Source organism: Ensifer sp. CCNWLY38, from assembly GCF_037120565.1.
GTDB lineage: Bacteria > Pseudomonadota > Alphaproteobacteria > Rhizobiales > Rhizobiaceae > Ensifer > Ensifer adhaerens_H.
Map to the genome: position 1 here is coordinate 223275 of NZ_JBBBBO010000008.1, position 12418 is coordinate 235692.

At 62.7% G+C, this 12418-nt stretch carries 10 protein-coding genes and 3 tRNA genes; 12 read left to right on the plus strand and 1 reads right to left on the minus strand.

The features are described 5' to 3' along the window. The first annotated feature begins 355 nt into the window (after positions 1-355). From V7S54_RS18815 to V7S54_RS18825, 3 genes are all read left to right on the plus strand, one after another. Positions 356-1636, plus strand: a complete 1281-nt coding sequence (locus V7S54_RS18815) for a metallophosphoesterase family protein (RefSeq protein ID WP_336408678.1) — start codon at positions 356-358, stop codon at positions 1634-1636. Continuing rightward, a complete protein-coding gene (locus V7S54_RS18820; RefSeq protein ID WP_065374587.1) occupies positions 1636-5094 on the plus strand; it encodes an AAA family ATPase in 3459 nt (1152 codons plus the stop codon). Before V7S54_RS18815 ends, V7S54_RS18820 begins: the two co-directional genes overlap by 1 nt. An 88-nt stretch (positions 5095-5182) precedes the next feature. Next, a complete protein-coding gene (locus V7S54_RS18825; protein ID WP_065374588.1) occupies positions 5183-5581 on the plus strand; it encodes a (R)-mandelonitrile lyase in 399 nt (132 codons plus the stop codon). A gap of 253 nt (positions 5582-5834) precedes the next feature. On the opposite strand, the gene V7S54_RS18830 is transcribed toward V7S54_RS18825, so the two are convergent. Further along, positions 5835-5910 (minus strand) — tRNA-Val (locus tag V7S54_RS18830). A 450-nt stretch (positions 5911-6360) separates the two neighbouring features. Here V7S54_RS18830 and V7S54_RS18835 point away from each other — a divergent pair. The 9 genes from V7S54_RS18835 to nuoF all read left to right on the plus strand — a co-directional run bounded on the left by V7S54_RS18835 (position 6361) and on the right by nuoF (position 12418). Further along, positions 6361-6437: transfer RNA gene (locus V7S54_RS18835), tRNA-Asp, on the plus strand. A 76-nt stretch (positions 6438-6513) separates the two neighbouring features. Next, positions 6514-6590 (plus strand) — tRNA-Asp (locus V7S54_RS18840). A 298-nt stretch (positions 6591-6888) separates the two neighbouring features. After that, entirely contained in the window at positions 6889-7254 is a 366-nt protein-coding gene (locus V7S54_RS18845; RefSeq protein ID WP_034803593.1) for an NADH-quinone oxidoreductase subunit A, read from the plus strand. Then, positions 7245-7826: a NuoB/complex I 20 kDa subunit family protein gene (locus tag V7S54_RS18850; protein ID WP_057252335.1), complete on the plus strand. Its 582-nt coding sequence runs from the start codon at positions 7245-7247 to the stop codon at positions 7824-7826. Before V7S54_RS18845 ends, V7S54_RS18850 begins: the two co-directional genes overlap by 10 nt. Before the next feature lie 18 nt (positions 7827-7844). Then, positions 7845-8450, plus strand: a complete 606-nt coding sequence (locus tag V7S54_RS18855) for an NADH-quinone oxidoreductase subunit C (protein ID WP_057252333.1) — start codon at positions 7845-7847, stop codon at positions 8448-8450. Positions 8451-8507: 57 nt separating this feature from the next. After that, entirely contained in the window at positions 8508-9698 is a 1191-nt protein-coding gene (locus tag V7S54_RS18860; protein ID WP_065374589.1) for an NADH-quinone oxidoreductase subunit D, read from the plus strand. Beyond that, positions 9698-9955, plus strand: a complete 258-nt coding sequence (locus tag V7S54_RS18865; protein WP_065374590.1) for a hypothetical protein — start codon at positions 9698-9700, stop codon at positions 9953-9955. Before V7S54_RS18860 ends, V7S54_RS18865 begins: the two co-directional genes overlap by 1 nt. Before the next feature lie 16 nt (positions 9956-9971). Then, on the plus strand, positions 9972-11102 hold the full coding sequence (locus V7S54_RS18870; protein ID WP_065374591.1) for an NADH-quinone oxidoreductase subunit E: 1131 nt from the start codon (positions 9972-9974) through the stop codon (positions 11100-11102). 11 nt (positions 11103-11113) lie between these two features. After that, positions 11114-12418, plus strand: a complete 1305-nt coding sequence (gene nuoF, locus V7S54_RS18875) for an NADH-quinone oxidoreductase subunit NuoF (RefSeq protein ID WP_058321494.1) — start codon at positions 11114-11116, stop codon at positions 12416-12418.

Below are 12418 nucleotides of genomic sequence, written 5' to 3' on the forward strand. Positions count from 1 at the left end.
ATAAAAGCTGTACTTGATGAAGTCGTTCCGGCTCTTGATCGTCATGACGGAGCGGATGCCAAAGCAGGAATCATTCCGGTGCCTGGATGCGCAGGGAGCGCAGCCGGCGGAAACCTAGCGAACAAGATGTTACAAAAGCCCTAATCGATTGAAGTGAGTATAATCTGATATTTGCAGGTACTCCGGCTGTGCTGTTGACCATTCGTTTTCGGCAATCTCTGCGGAGATGTTCTGTATTAGTCTTGGCTTTACTTGGATGGTCTGAAGAATGCTCGTCTGCAGCCGGCCAATCTCCCACGTGGATGAAGGGTCCACGCTGATTGACGGGCGCCGGCCTGCCGGGCCATGGTCGGCCATGCCCTTCCGCTTCGTCCATACCGCAGATCTTCATCTCGATTCGCCCCTCCGCAGCCTCGCCCTTAGAAACGCCGACCTCGCGGAGATCGTGCGCGGCGCGTCCAGGCGCGCCTTCGTCAAGATCGTCGATCTCTGCATTGCCGAGAAGGTCCATGCGCTGCTGATTGCAGGCGACCTCTATGATGGCAGCCAGACGTCGATGAACACGGCGCTGTTTCTCGGGAGGGAGTTGCGCCGGCTGGATGAGGCGGGGATCCGGGCGTTCATCATCCGTGGCAACCACGATGCCCAGTCGCAGGTCACCAACGAGCTCACTTTGCCGCCTTCGGCGCATGTGTTCAAAGGCAGAGCGAAGGCCGTTCTTGCCAAGACCTTGGCAAGCGGGCGCGACGTCTATGTGCACGGGGTGAGTTTCGCCAGCCCGCACGCGCCGGAAAGCCTGCTGCCGGCCTTTCAGCCGCCGATGTCGGGGGCGCTCAACATCGGCATGCTGCACACAAGCCTTGCCGGTGCGGCCGGCCATGATCTCTACGCGCCCTGCAGCGCCGCCGACCTCGTGGCACATGGTTTTGACTACTGGGCTCTCGGCCACATCCATCAACGCCAGATCCATGCAACGGCCCCCTTCGTCGTCATGCCCGGCATACCGCAGGGCCGCGATGTCAACGAAGCCGGTGTGAAGAGCGTGACGCTGGTGGCGATCGATGACGACGGCCGGATCGAGATTAACGAGCTGCCGATCGGCATCGCCAGTTTCGAGCGCCTGTCAGTCGATATTGCCGGCCTCTCCGAGTGGCGCGACGTGCTCGATGCGGTCAGGCAGGCGCTGGTGCGGACATCTGTGGATACGCCGGCGGAAAATGTGATCCTGCGCGTAACGCTGACGGGCGCAACACCGCTGGCCTGGCGCCTTCGCCGCGACACGGATTTGCTGCGCGCCGAGATCGACAACATCGCGGCCGGCATCGTCGGTTGCTGGATCGAGAAGCTGGAACTCGCCTGCGGCAATCCCCTGGTGGAAAAAGCGGGTGCAATGCTGGATCCGGTCGATGAGCTGGTGGCCCTCGTCGAGGCCGATGTTCTGCCGGCTCACGGATTTCGCCAGGAAGTCCGGGCAGCCGTGGAAGATCTGCTGCAACAACTGCCTCCTGAGCTGCGCCAGGCGTTGGCACCCGATGAAGACGCGATCGAGCGCCTCGCTTTCGAGGCCAGCGCGTCGGGAGGCACGGAAGTGCTTGCCCATCTTCATGGCAGCGGTTCCGGCGAGGGCATCCACTGATGCGGCTCAGCGCGCTCGATCTCGTCCGCTATGGCAAATTCACCGATCGCCGCCTCGACTTCGGTGAGAGCGTGGCCGGCGTGCCCGACCTGCACATCGTCTACGGGCCGAACGAGGCGGGCAAGTCAACGATGTTCTCGGGCTTCCTCGATCTGCTCTTCGGGATCGAGCACTCGAGCCCCTATGGGTTCCTGCATCCCTATCCGACAATGCGGGTCGGTGGCACCATCGAGGCGGCTGATCGGACGCACCGCGTGTTCCGGGTCAAACGCAAGTCGAACTCGCTGGTCGGCCCCGACGATCAACCCTTGCCCGACAATCTCTTCTCCGGTGTGCTGGGCGCGATCGACCGCGACACCTATCAGACGATGTTTTCGCTCGATGACGAGAGCATCGAGAAGGGCGGCGAGGCGATCCTGAAGAGCGAGGGAGAGCTTGGGTCGCTGTTGTTTTCTGCAAGCTCCGGCCTGCCGGACAGTACGGCGATCCTTGCCGCCTTGCGCGGCCAGGCCGACGCCTTCTACCGGCCACAGGCGCGCAAGCATCAGCTTGCAGAGCTGAAGGCGCAGCTTGACGCCCTGAGGGCGGAGCGAAATGCCCTCGACATCAACGCACGCGAATATGCGGCGCTGCGCAAGACGCTGGCGCAAGCACGCGACCGGCATGAGGAAGCGATCACACGTCGCGCCGAACTTCGGGTCGCGCAGTCTCGCCTGAAGGCGGAGATCGAGGCCCTGCCGCACTTTGGCCGGCTGCGTGCGCTTCGCATGGAACTGGCGAGCGCGCCGGTACTGCCGGTCCCGCCGGCCGAGTGGGCAGCCGAGCTGCCGGCGCTTCGCCGCCGGGAGGCGGAGATCGAAGTCAGGCTCCGCCAGAACGAAAGCGAGATGCAGCACCGCCGCGACGCGCTGGAAGAATTTCCGCTAGACAAGGAAGGGCTCTGCCTGGCCGAACGGCTGACGGCGCTGCAGGAGACTGCCCTCGATGCGCGCTATGCCACGGCCGCGCGCGATATGCCGTCACGATTGGAAGAATTGGCGAGAACGTCGACGGAGATCGTCGGTTGCCTGCTGCGGCTCGGTGAACCGGCAGACCGCGACCCTTTCGATCTGCTGCTGCCGGCAGGGGTTGGTGCGCGACTGCAGGATCTGGCGCGCCGGCATTCTGCACTGGCCGAACGGTGCGCTTCGGCTCACCACGAAGTGCAAGCCGCGGCCGAGGAAAAACGGATCGCTGAATGTGAGCTGGTGCGGATTGATGGAGAAGGGGGGCTGGCGGATACCTCCGGTCTTTCCGGGCGACTGACGCTGCTGCGGCGCAGTGACTGCCTGCTTAGGAAACAGGCCGCCGCGCAATCTCTGGACCGGCTGGAACCGGAACTTGCCGACAAGCTGCTGCAGCTGAAGCCTTTCGCTGGAAGCGCCGACGATCTGCTGGCGCTCGGCGTTCCAGCGCCCGGAGCGCTTGAGGCGTTGCGCAGGGCCGCAGCCACTTTGGAAGAGCGGCAAGCGCGCGTATCCGATCGCATTGCCGGCGAGCAGGAGCTGCTTGTGGGCGAGGAGGCGCGGCTGGCCGCGCAGTCCGCCGTTGGCGGCACTCTGGACGATGTTTCGGCCGCGGCACTGCGTCGCCGTCGTGACGAGGCCTGGGAGCGGCACAAGGGCCGGCTTCTTCAGGAAACGGCTGTCGCTTTCGAAGAGGCGATGGGTAGGGATGACGAAGTTACCGCGCTGCGCCTCGCCGAAACGGCACGGCTTGCCGATATGCGCGGCCTGTCTCTTTCGATCGCCGAGCGACGTGCCCGCCTAGCGGCGCTGCGCGAACAGCAGCAGCGATGCAGCGAGGAGGTGGCGGCCGAGGCGCAGTCTCTGGAAGCCGTCGCTACGTCCTGTGGGGTGCCCAGCGTCATGAGCTTGCCGCAACTGGAAGCCTGGCTCGCTATCCGGGGTTCGGCGCTCGAACTTCGCGCGCAATTGCGCTCTATCCGTCTGGAGTTCGAGCGGGCGCATGCCGAGGAGGCCGAAGCGGTTCGCGGGCTCAGCGACGAACTCGCCGGCATCGGCATGGAAGAAGGGCTGTCGGAGCGGCTCGACGATCTCCTGCAGATCGCAGAGCGGGTCGTATCGCAGGCACAGACCGCAGCCGCCGCCCGCAACACGGCCCGCGAGGCGGCAAAGCGCAGCGCGATGGTTCTTGAAAGCCGACGCTCGACCCTTGATCGTGCTGAAACCGAAATGACCACCTGGCAGGAGCAGTGGAATACGCTTCTTGCCAAGAGCTGGCTTGCCGAACGCAGCGAACAGCTTGTTCCGGAGCAGATTGGTGCGATGCTTGCGGTCCTGCAGGACCTGGACAAGCTCGCTCAGCGCAAGGCCGATCTCGAGTATCGTGTCGCCGGGATGCGCAAGGATCAGGCGGCTTTCGAACGCGCCATCGCCGACCTCGCCGGCGGACCGCTGACAGACGATACGTTCGCAACGTTTACGGCGTTCAAGGCACGTGCCGCCGAGGCCCAGCGGCTTTCAGACCGCCGGGCGACATTCCTGTCGGAGCTGGCCCGCTTGGACGACGAGCGACGCGCAATCTGTGCCGAGCAAGAGCTCCACATAGCGCGCCGGCGCCTCGTCCTCGAGTTTTTCGACTGTGAAACGGTCGACGATGCCATGCAGCAGTTCGAAGCTGCGCGCGAGCAGGAGCGCCTGCGCCAGCGAATCGCCGAACTGGAAGCGGATATCGCCTCCCGATTGGGCGTCGCCACGTGCGAGCAGGCCGAGGTGTTGCTCGCGGAACTCGATGACGCGGCAGTCCGGTTGGAATTGGCGCGGCTCGATGCGGCGCTCGAAGACAGCGACCGCGAAGTCAGCGAGTTGCACACGGATATGCGCGGCAAGGAGAAGGCGCTCGCCGATGTCGAAGGCGGGGACACGGTTGCCGAACTCGATCAGAAGCGGCGAACGCTGCTGCTCGACATCGAGAGCAAGGCGCTTGCCTATCTGCGGCTCCGGGCCGGTGTCATTGCCGCGGAGACGGCGCTTCGGCTCTTCCGCGAGCGCCACCGCAGCGCGATGATGCGCCGCGCCTCGGAAACCTTCAGCCGGATCAGTGGCGGAGAATATTCCGGGCTGTCGGCGCAGTCCGACAAGGGGCAGGAATTCCTGATCGCCAATGCCGCTGGCGGCGGATCGAAACTTGCCAAGGATCTCTCCAAAGGCACCCGATTCCAACTCTATCTGGCGCTCAGGATCGCCGGCTATCACGAAATCGCGGCAGCACGCGAATCGCTACCCTTTATCGCCGACGACATCATGGAGACCTTCGACGACGGGCGTGCCGGCCGCGCCTTCGAGCAGATGGCCGAAATGGCGCGCGTGGGCCAGGTGATCTACCTGACGCACCACGAACATCTTTGCGAGATCGCTCGCAGTGCCTGCCAGACTGTGACAATCCACAGGTTATGATAGGCTCGCGGGCCAGGCGGTGCCTGTTGGCCGTGACGCGCTTTCGCTGAAAAGAAGCGCCGCAAACGAAAACCCGGAGGAACGAGAGATGGACATCATACCCGGTGGGTCGAGACCTTCGATGCGCGCGCCGGCCGAGTATTTCACCGGTACGGTGCGGCAGGATCCGGTGATCGAGACCGCCGATCCGGCGCGGGTCCGCGCCGTCAGCGTTACCTTCGAACCGGGCGCCCGCACCGCCTGGCACACGCACCCGCTTGGCCAGACGCTGATCGTGACCGCCGGCCGCGGCCTCGCGCAAAGCTGGGGCGGCCCGGTACGCGAGATTCGCGTTGGCGACGTCGTCTGGTTCCCGCCGGGCGAAAAACACTGGCACGGTGCCGCGCCCGATACCGCGATGGTGCACCTGGCCATTCAGGAGGCGCTCGACGGCAAGGCTGTGGACTGGCTGGAGCAGGTCAGCGACGAGCAGTATCGCGGCGCGTAGGGCCACGCGACAGAATCAGCTGACCGACAGGAACGGCCGGTCACGTCGATGATGGGGAGCGCACGGCTGACGGCGGCTGTCAGGCACAGCGGCTCCTGTCCCCGACAGGCGCCGCTCAACATAAGCGCTATCGTGGCACAAATGGCGGCCGCCGGAGCGAACGCATTCTCGGCCTATGAACAGTCACGAACGCAGCAAGGTTCTAACGCCGTGAGGTCGCTGTCTTATGCGATGAATTGGGAAGAGAGGAAAATGGTGGGCGATGAGAGACTCGAACTCCCGACATCCTCGGTGTAAACGAGGCGCTCTACCAACTGAGCTAATCGCCCTTCAGCGTCCGGACCGGATCAGTCCGCCGCGTCGGTGGCCGTGATCTAGGCGTAACCGAAAAAAACCGCAAGAGCATTTGTATCGTTTTTATGATTTTTTTTGTTGCTGGTCGCGCGACACCCTGAATCGTCGGGGTTCCTGGTTGTGGACAAGAAAGCGCGTCTTCGGCCGTCACCCGCGGCAGGGGAGGGTGAGAGATAAAGATTCGCCGTTCGGTATCATCGTAGAGTATGTAAGAGGCAATCGGAGTGGGCGTATGGCTGCGTCGAGCATGATCCGGCCTCCTGAACTTTGTCGTCACCTTACCCTGTGGATCATTTTTCGCTCCTTCATGGATTTGTCTTGAAACACGCTTGACACCCAAATGCGAACCGCTTAGTTAGCCGCTCATCGAACGGGCAAGCCCGCTCGGTGCCGGGGCGGAAACGCTCCAACCAAGTCAAGATGATGCGGGTGTAGCTCAGTCGGTTAGAGTGCCGGCCTGTCACGCCGGAGGTCGCGGGTTCGAGCCCCGTCACTCGCGCCACTCTTGATCTGGATTTGCCTAGGCATTCTCAGGAAGCGCCGATGGTGGTAATAATGATCGTTCGCGGTCATCATGCGCGGGTGTAGCTCAGTCGGTTAGAGTGCCGGCCTGTCACGCCGGAGGTCGCGGGTTCGAGCCCCGTCACTCGCGCCATTTCTTCTTCTCAGCCTCCTCCTGTTTTCGTGTGCGCTGGCGCTGATTTGTGCACTGCGGCAATCTGTCTCTGCTTGCCTCTGTTTACGGTAAAGTCGGTCACGGCTTGCGATTCCGAGCTTTGTCGTCTCCACCCATTCGATCCTGTGTCGCGAACCGGTTTAATTGACCCTTGAAGGCTTGCGCACGGGCGCGGGCTGCGCTAACCACTCTGGCGTTGCAACATATTTTTCGGCCTGCGAGATCTGTTGTTCTGGCGCTCTCCCATGCGCCCTCCCGCAGGCAGGGACGGATAACAATGACTGAACTTCTCGGTTCCTACGTTCCGATCGCGATTTTCATTGGAATCGCATTGGTGATCGGTGTGGCGCTTCTAATTGCTCCCTTCGCCGTCGCCTTCAAGGCTCCTGATTCGGAAAAACTGTCGGCCTACGAGTGCGGCTTCAATGCGTTCGATGACGCCCGCATGAAGTTCGACATCCGCTTCTATCTCGTGTCGATCCTCTTCATCATCTTCGACCTCGAAGTGGCCTTCCTCTTCCCCTGGGCGGTTTCGTTCCATGAACTGGGCTGGTTCGGCTTCTGGTCGATGATGGTCTTCCTCGGTGTGCTGACGATCGGCTTTATCTATGAATGGAAGAAGGGAGCGCTGGAATGGAACTAGCAGCATCCGGCACTACGCTCGTTGCGCCCAAGCCGAAGGGGATCATCGATCCCTCCACCGGCAAGCCGATTGGCAGCAATGATGCATTCTTCGGCGAGATCAACAACGAACTCGCCGACAAGGGTTTTCTCGTCACCTCAACGGATGAGCTCATCAACTGGGCCCGTACCGGCTCGCTGATGTGGATGACCTTCGGTCTCGCCTGCTGCGCGGTCGAGATGATGCAGATGTCGATGCCGCGTTATGACGCCGAGCGTTTCGGTTTCGCGCCGCGCGCCTCACCGCGTCAGTCCGACGTCATGATCGTCGCTGGTACGCTGACCAACAAGATGGCGCCTGCGCTCCGCAAGGTCTATGACCAGATGCCGGAGCCGCGCTACGTCATCTCGATGGGCTCCTGCGCCAACGGTGGCGGTTACTACCATTATTCCTATTCGGTTGTCCGCGGCTGCGACCGCGTCGTTCCCGTCGATATCTATGTGCCAGGCTGTCCTCCCACGGCAGAAGCGCTGCTTTACGGCGTGCTCCTGCTGCAGAAGAAGATCCGCCGGACCGGCACGATCGAGCGCTAAGGGCAGGGGGTCTTTGATATGAGTGAAGCCCTGAACGAGCTTGCGTCCTACCTGCGCGAAACGCGCGGTGCGCTGATCTCCGATGCGTCGCTGAACTATGGCGAGCTGACGCTGACGACGACGTCGGCGAACCTCATCGCGCTGCTCACCTTCCTGCGCGACGACGTGCACTGTGCATTTATCAACTTCGTCGATGTCTGCGGCGTCGACTGGCCGCAGCGGCCGGACCGTTTCGATGTCGTCTATCACCTGCTGTCGCCGCGCCAGAACCTGCGCGTGCGCATCAAGGTCCAGACCGGCGAGAACGAGCCTGTGCCGTCGGCGACGCCGGTCTATCCCGGCGCCGACTGGTTCGAGCGTGAAGCCTACGACATGTACGGCATCCTGTTTACCGGCCATCCGGACCTGCGCCGCATCCTGACGGACTACGGTTTCGAAGGACATCCGCTGCGCAAGGACTTTCCGGTCACCGGTTTTGTCGAGGTCCGTTACGACGACGAAGCCAAGCGCGTCGTCTACGAACCCGTCGAGCTGAAGCAGGAATTCCGCAACTTCGACTTCCTCTCTCCCTGGGAAGGCACGGATTACGTCCTGCCCGGCGACGAGAAAGCGAAAGCACGGTGAGACTAAATGGCCCGCGGTAGCCGTTGAACGGCTACCGTCCGGCCTGGAGCAATCGGTATGACCGAACATAACGTCCGCAATTTCAACATCAACTTTGGTCCGCAGCATCCGGCGGCGCACGGCGTTCTTCGTCTGGTGCTCGAGCTTGATGGCGAAATCGTCGAGCGCGTCGATCCGCATATCGGCCTGCTGCATCGCGGCACCGAGAAGCTGATCGAGACCAAGACCTATCTGCAGGCCGTGCCCTATTTCGACCGCCTCGACTACGTGGCGCCGATGAACCAGGAGCACGCCTTTGCGCTGGCGATCGAGAAGCTGACGGCCACGGAAGTGCCGATCCGCGGCCAACTCATCCGCGTCCTCTACTCGGAAATCGGCCGCATTCTCTCGCACCTCTTGAACGTGACCACGCAGGCCATGGACGTCGGCGCGCTGACGCCGCCGCTCTGGGGCTTCGAAGAGCGCGAAAAGCTGATGGTGTTCTATGAGCGTGCCTGCGGCGCGCGCATGCACTCCGCCTATTTCCGTCCGGGCGGCGTCCACCAGGATCTGCCGCACGAGCTGGTCGAAGACATCGGCAAGTGGATCGATCCGTTCCTGAAGACCGTCGACGACATCGACGAGCTCCTGACTGGCAACCGCATCTTCAAGCAGCGCAACGTCGATATCGGCGTCGTCAAGCTCGATGACGCCTGGGCCTGGGGCTTCTCGGGCGTAATGGTGCGTGGCTCGGGTGCTGCCTGGGACCTGCGCCGCTCGCAGCCCTACGAATGCTATTCCGACATGGAATTCGACATTCCGATCGGCAAGAACGGCGACTGCTTCGACCGTTACCTGATCCGCATGATCGAAATGCGCCAGTCGGCACGCATCATGCGCCAGTGCGTCGATCGCCTGCTCGGCGATGCCAAGGTCGGCCCGGTTTCGTCGCTCGACGGCAAGATCGTTCCGCCGAAGCGCGGCGAGATGAAGCGCTCGATGGAAGCGCTGATCCACCACTTCAAGCTCTACACCGAAGGCTATCACGTGCCGGCCGGCGAAGTTTACACCGCCGTCGAAGCGCCGAAGGGCGAGTTCGGCGTCTATCTCGTCTCCGACGGCACCAACAAGCCCTATCGCTGCAAGATCCGTGCGCCGGGTTACGCGCATCTCCAGGCGATGGATTTCCTCTGTCGGGGACACCAGCTTGCCGACGTTTCGGCCGTGCTGGGCTCCCTCGATATCGTGTTCGGTGAGGTGGACCGCTGATGCGTCTCGTGCCCCTGGCCACGCTTGCTCTTCTCGCGCTTGCATCGACCGCTTCCGCACAGGAGTCGGTCGATAGCGGTGCGACGTCGGGCGGCATGCGCGGGGGCTCGATGGCCGATCTCGTGGCCAAGGGCTACGAGATCAAGGCCGCGGTCGCCAATGGCACGCGCTACATCGTATTTTTGCAGAAAGACCAGTCAGCCTATGCCTGCGAATTCGTCTCGGTGACGAAATCGCGGTGCGGTTCGATTAACTGATAAGGTGTCCACTAGAATGTCCGTTCGTCGACTAGCCGAAGACACCGTCCAGCCAGCGAGCTTTGCCTTCAGCAAGGAGAACGCCGCCTGGGCGAAGGAAACGATCAAGAAATACCCCAAGGGTCGTGAGCAGTCCGCCGTCATCCCGTTGTTGATGCGCGCTCAGGACCAGGACGGCTGGGTCACGAAGGCCGCCATCGAGTCGATCGCCGACATGCTCGGCATGGCCTATATCCGCGTGCTCGAAGTCGCGACCTTCTACACCCAGTTCCAGCTGAAGCCTGTCGGTACGCGTGCGCACGTTCAGGTTTGCGGCACGACGCCGTGCATGCTGCGTGGCGCCGAAGACCTGATCAAGGTCTGCAAGAGCAAGATCGCCCACGATCCCTTCACGCTCAACGAGAGCGGCACGCTCTCCTGGGAAGAAGTCGAATGTCAGGGTGCCTGCGTCAACGCGCCGATGGTCATGATCTTCAAGGATACCTTCGAAGACCTGACGCCCGAGCAACTCGAGCAGATCATCGACCGTTTCGAAGCAGGCAAGGGTGCCGAAGTCACCCCCGGTCCGCAGATCGACCGCATTTACTCGGCTCCGGAAGGCGGCCCGACGACCCTGATGCTTGCGGATGCGGCTCCGGCCAAGGCCGCGACCAGCGCGAAGAAGGTGGCGAGCGATGCCCCGGCCGTTTCCGTGCCGCCGTCCAACGCCGGCCGTGTCAAGACGGCTGCCAGCGAGACCAATGCTTCCCTGAAGACGCCGGCTACGGCAAAGGCCGAGGCTGCTGCCAACGCCAAGGTCGAAGGCGACACCGTCGACAAGTCGAAGCCCGCCAAGGCGGCCGCCGCTCCCGGCAAGCCGTCGCTCGAGGACAAGAACCGTCCGGCTGGCATCGAAAAACCGGCTGCCGTCGATGACCTCAAGCTGATCTCGGGCGTTGGTCCGAAGATCGAGGGCACGCTGAACGAACTGGGCATCTACACCTATACGCAAGTTGCTTCGTGGAAGAAGGCGGAGCGCGAGTGGGTCGATGGATACCTGAATTTCAAGGGCCGCATCGAACGCGACGACTGGGTCAAGCAGGCCAAGGCGCTCGCCAAGGGCGGCGAAGCCGAATACATCAAGGTCTTCGGCAAGAAGCCGCGGTAAAGAGGTGAATTATGCTCAGAGATGAAGACCGCATCTTTACCAACATCTACGGCCTCAAGGACAAGTCCCTGAAGGGCGCCATGGCGCGCGGCCACTGGGACGGCACCAAGCAGCTGCTCGAAAAGGGCCGCGACTGGATCGTCAACGAAGTGAAGGCCTCCGGCCTTCGCGGTCGTGGCGGCGCCGGCTTCCCCACCGGCCTCAAGTGGTCCTTCATGCCGAAGGAAAGCGACGGCCGTCCGCACTATCTCGTCGTCAATGCCGACGAGTCCGAGCCCGGCACCTGCAAGGACCGTGACATCATGCGTCACGATCCGCACACGCTGATCGAAGGCTGCGTCATCGCCAGCTTCGCCATGGGCGCACATGTCGCCTACATCTACGTGCGCGGCGAGTTCATCCGCGAGCGCGAGGCGCTGCAGGCGGCGATCGACGAGTGCTACGCCTACGGCCTGCTCGGCAAGAACAACAAGCTCGGCTACGACATCGACATCTACGTGCACCACGGCGCCGGCGCCTATATCTGTGGCGAAGAGACGGCCCTGCTCGAAAGCCTTGAAGGCAAGAAGGGCCAGCCGCGCCTGAAGCCGCCGTTCCCGGCCAACATGGGTCTCTACGGCTGCCCGACGACCGTCAACAACGTCGAGTCGATCGCCGTCACTCCGACCATCCTGCGCCGCGGCGCCGGCTGGTACACGAGCTTCGGTCGCCCGAACAACCACGGCACCAAGCTCTATTCGGTCTCCGGCCACGTCAATCGCCCGTGCACGGTCGAAGACGCGATGTCGATCCCGTTCCACGAGCTGATCGAAAAGCACTGTGGCGGCATCCGCGGCGGCTGGGACAACCTGCTCGCCGTCATCCCCGGTGGTTCGTCCGTTCCTTGCGTGCCTGGCGCGCAGATGAAGGACGCGATCATGGATTTCGACGGGCTGCGCGAAGTCGGTTCCAGTCTTGGAACCGCCGCCGTCATCGTCATGGACAGGTCGACAGACATCATCAAGGCGATCTGGCGTCTCTCGGCCTTCTACAAGCACGAGAGCTGCGGCCAGTGCACGCCGTGCCGCGAAGGCACCGGCTGGATGATGCGCGTGATGGAACGCATGGTTCAGGGCCGCGCCCAGAAGCGCGAGATCGATATGCTGTTCGACGTCACCAAGCAGGTGGAAGGCCACACGATCTGCGCGCTTGGCGACGCAGCCGCCTGGCCGATCCAGGGCCTGATCAAGCACTTCCGTCCGGAAATGGAAAAGCGCATCGACGAATACACGCGCAATGCCTCGTCGCATGGCGCGGTTCTGGAAGCGGCGGAGTAA

What these genes read in the sequence shown, in the direction of transcription:
- nuoF (WP_058321494.1), top strand. Translation starts at nt 11,114, where the DNA reads ATGCTCAGAGATGAAGACCGCATCTTTACCAACATCTACGGCCTCAAG.
- V7S54_RS18825 (WP_065374588.1), top strand. Translation starts at nt 5,183, where the DNA reads ATGGACATCATACCCGGTGGGTCGAGACCTTCGATGCGCGCGCCGGCC.
- V7S54_RS18870 (WP_065374591.1), top strand. Translation starts at nt 9,972, where the DNA reads ATGTCCGTTCGTCGACTAGCCGAAGACACCGTCCAGCCAGCGAGCTTT.
- V7S54_RS18820 (WP_065374587.1), top strand. Translation starts at nt 1,636, where the DNA reads ATGCGGCTCAGCGCGCTCGATCTCGTCCGCTATGGCAAATTCACCGAT.
- V7S54_RS18845 (WP_034803593.1), top strand. Translation starts at nt 6,889, where the DNA reads ATGACTGAACTTCTCGGTTCCTACGTTCCGATCGCGATTTTCATTGGA.
- V7S54_RS18815 (WP_336408678.1), top strand. Translation starts at nt 356, where the DNA reads ATGCCCTTCCGCTTCGTCCATACCGCAGATCTTCATCTCGATTCGCCC.
- V7S54_RS18850 (WP_057252335.1), top strand. Translation starts at nt 7,245, where the DNA reads ATGGAACTAGCAGCATCCGGCACTACGCTCGTTGCGCCCAAGCCGAAG.
- V7S54_RS18865 (WP_065374590.1), top strand. Translation starts at nt 9,698, where the DNA reads ATGCGTCTCGTGCCCCTGGCCACGCTTGCTCTTCTCGCGCTTGCATCG.
- V7S54_RS18860 (WP_065374589.1), top strand. Translation starts at nt 8,508, where the DNA reads ATGACCGAACATAACGTCCGCAATTTCAACATCAACTTTGGTCCGCAG.
- V7S54_RS18855 (WP_057252333.1), top strand. Translation starts at nt 7,845, where the DNA reads ATGAGTGAAGCCCTGAACGAGCTTGCGTCCTACCTGCGCGAAACGCGC.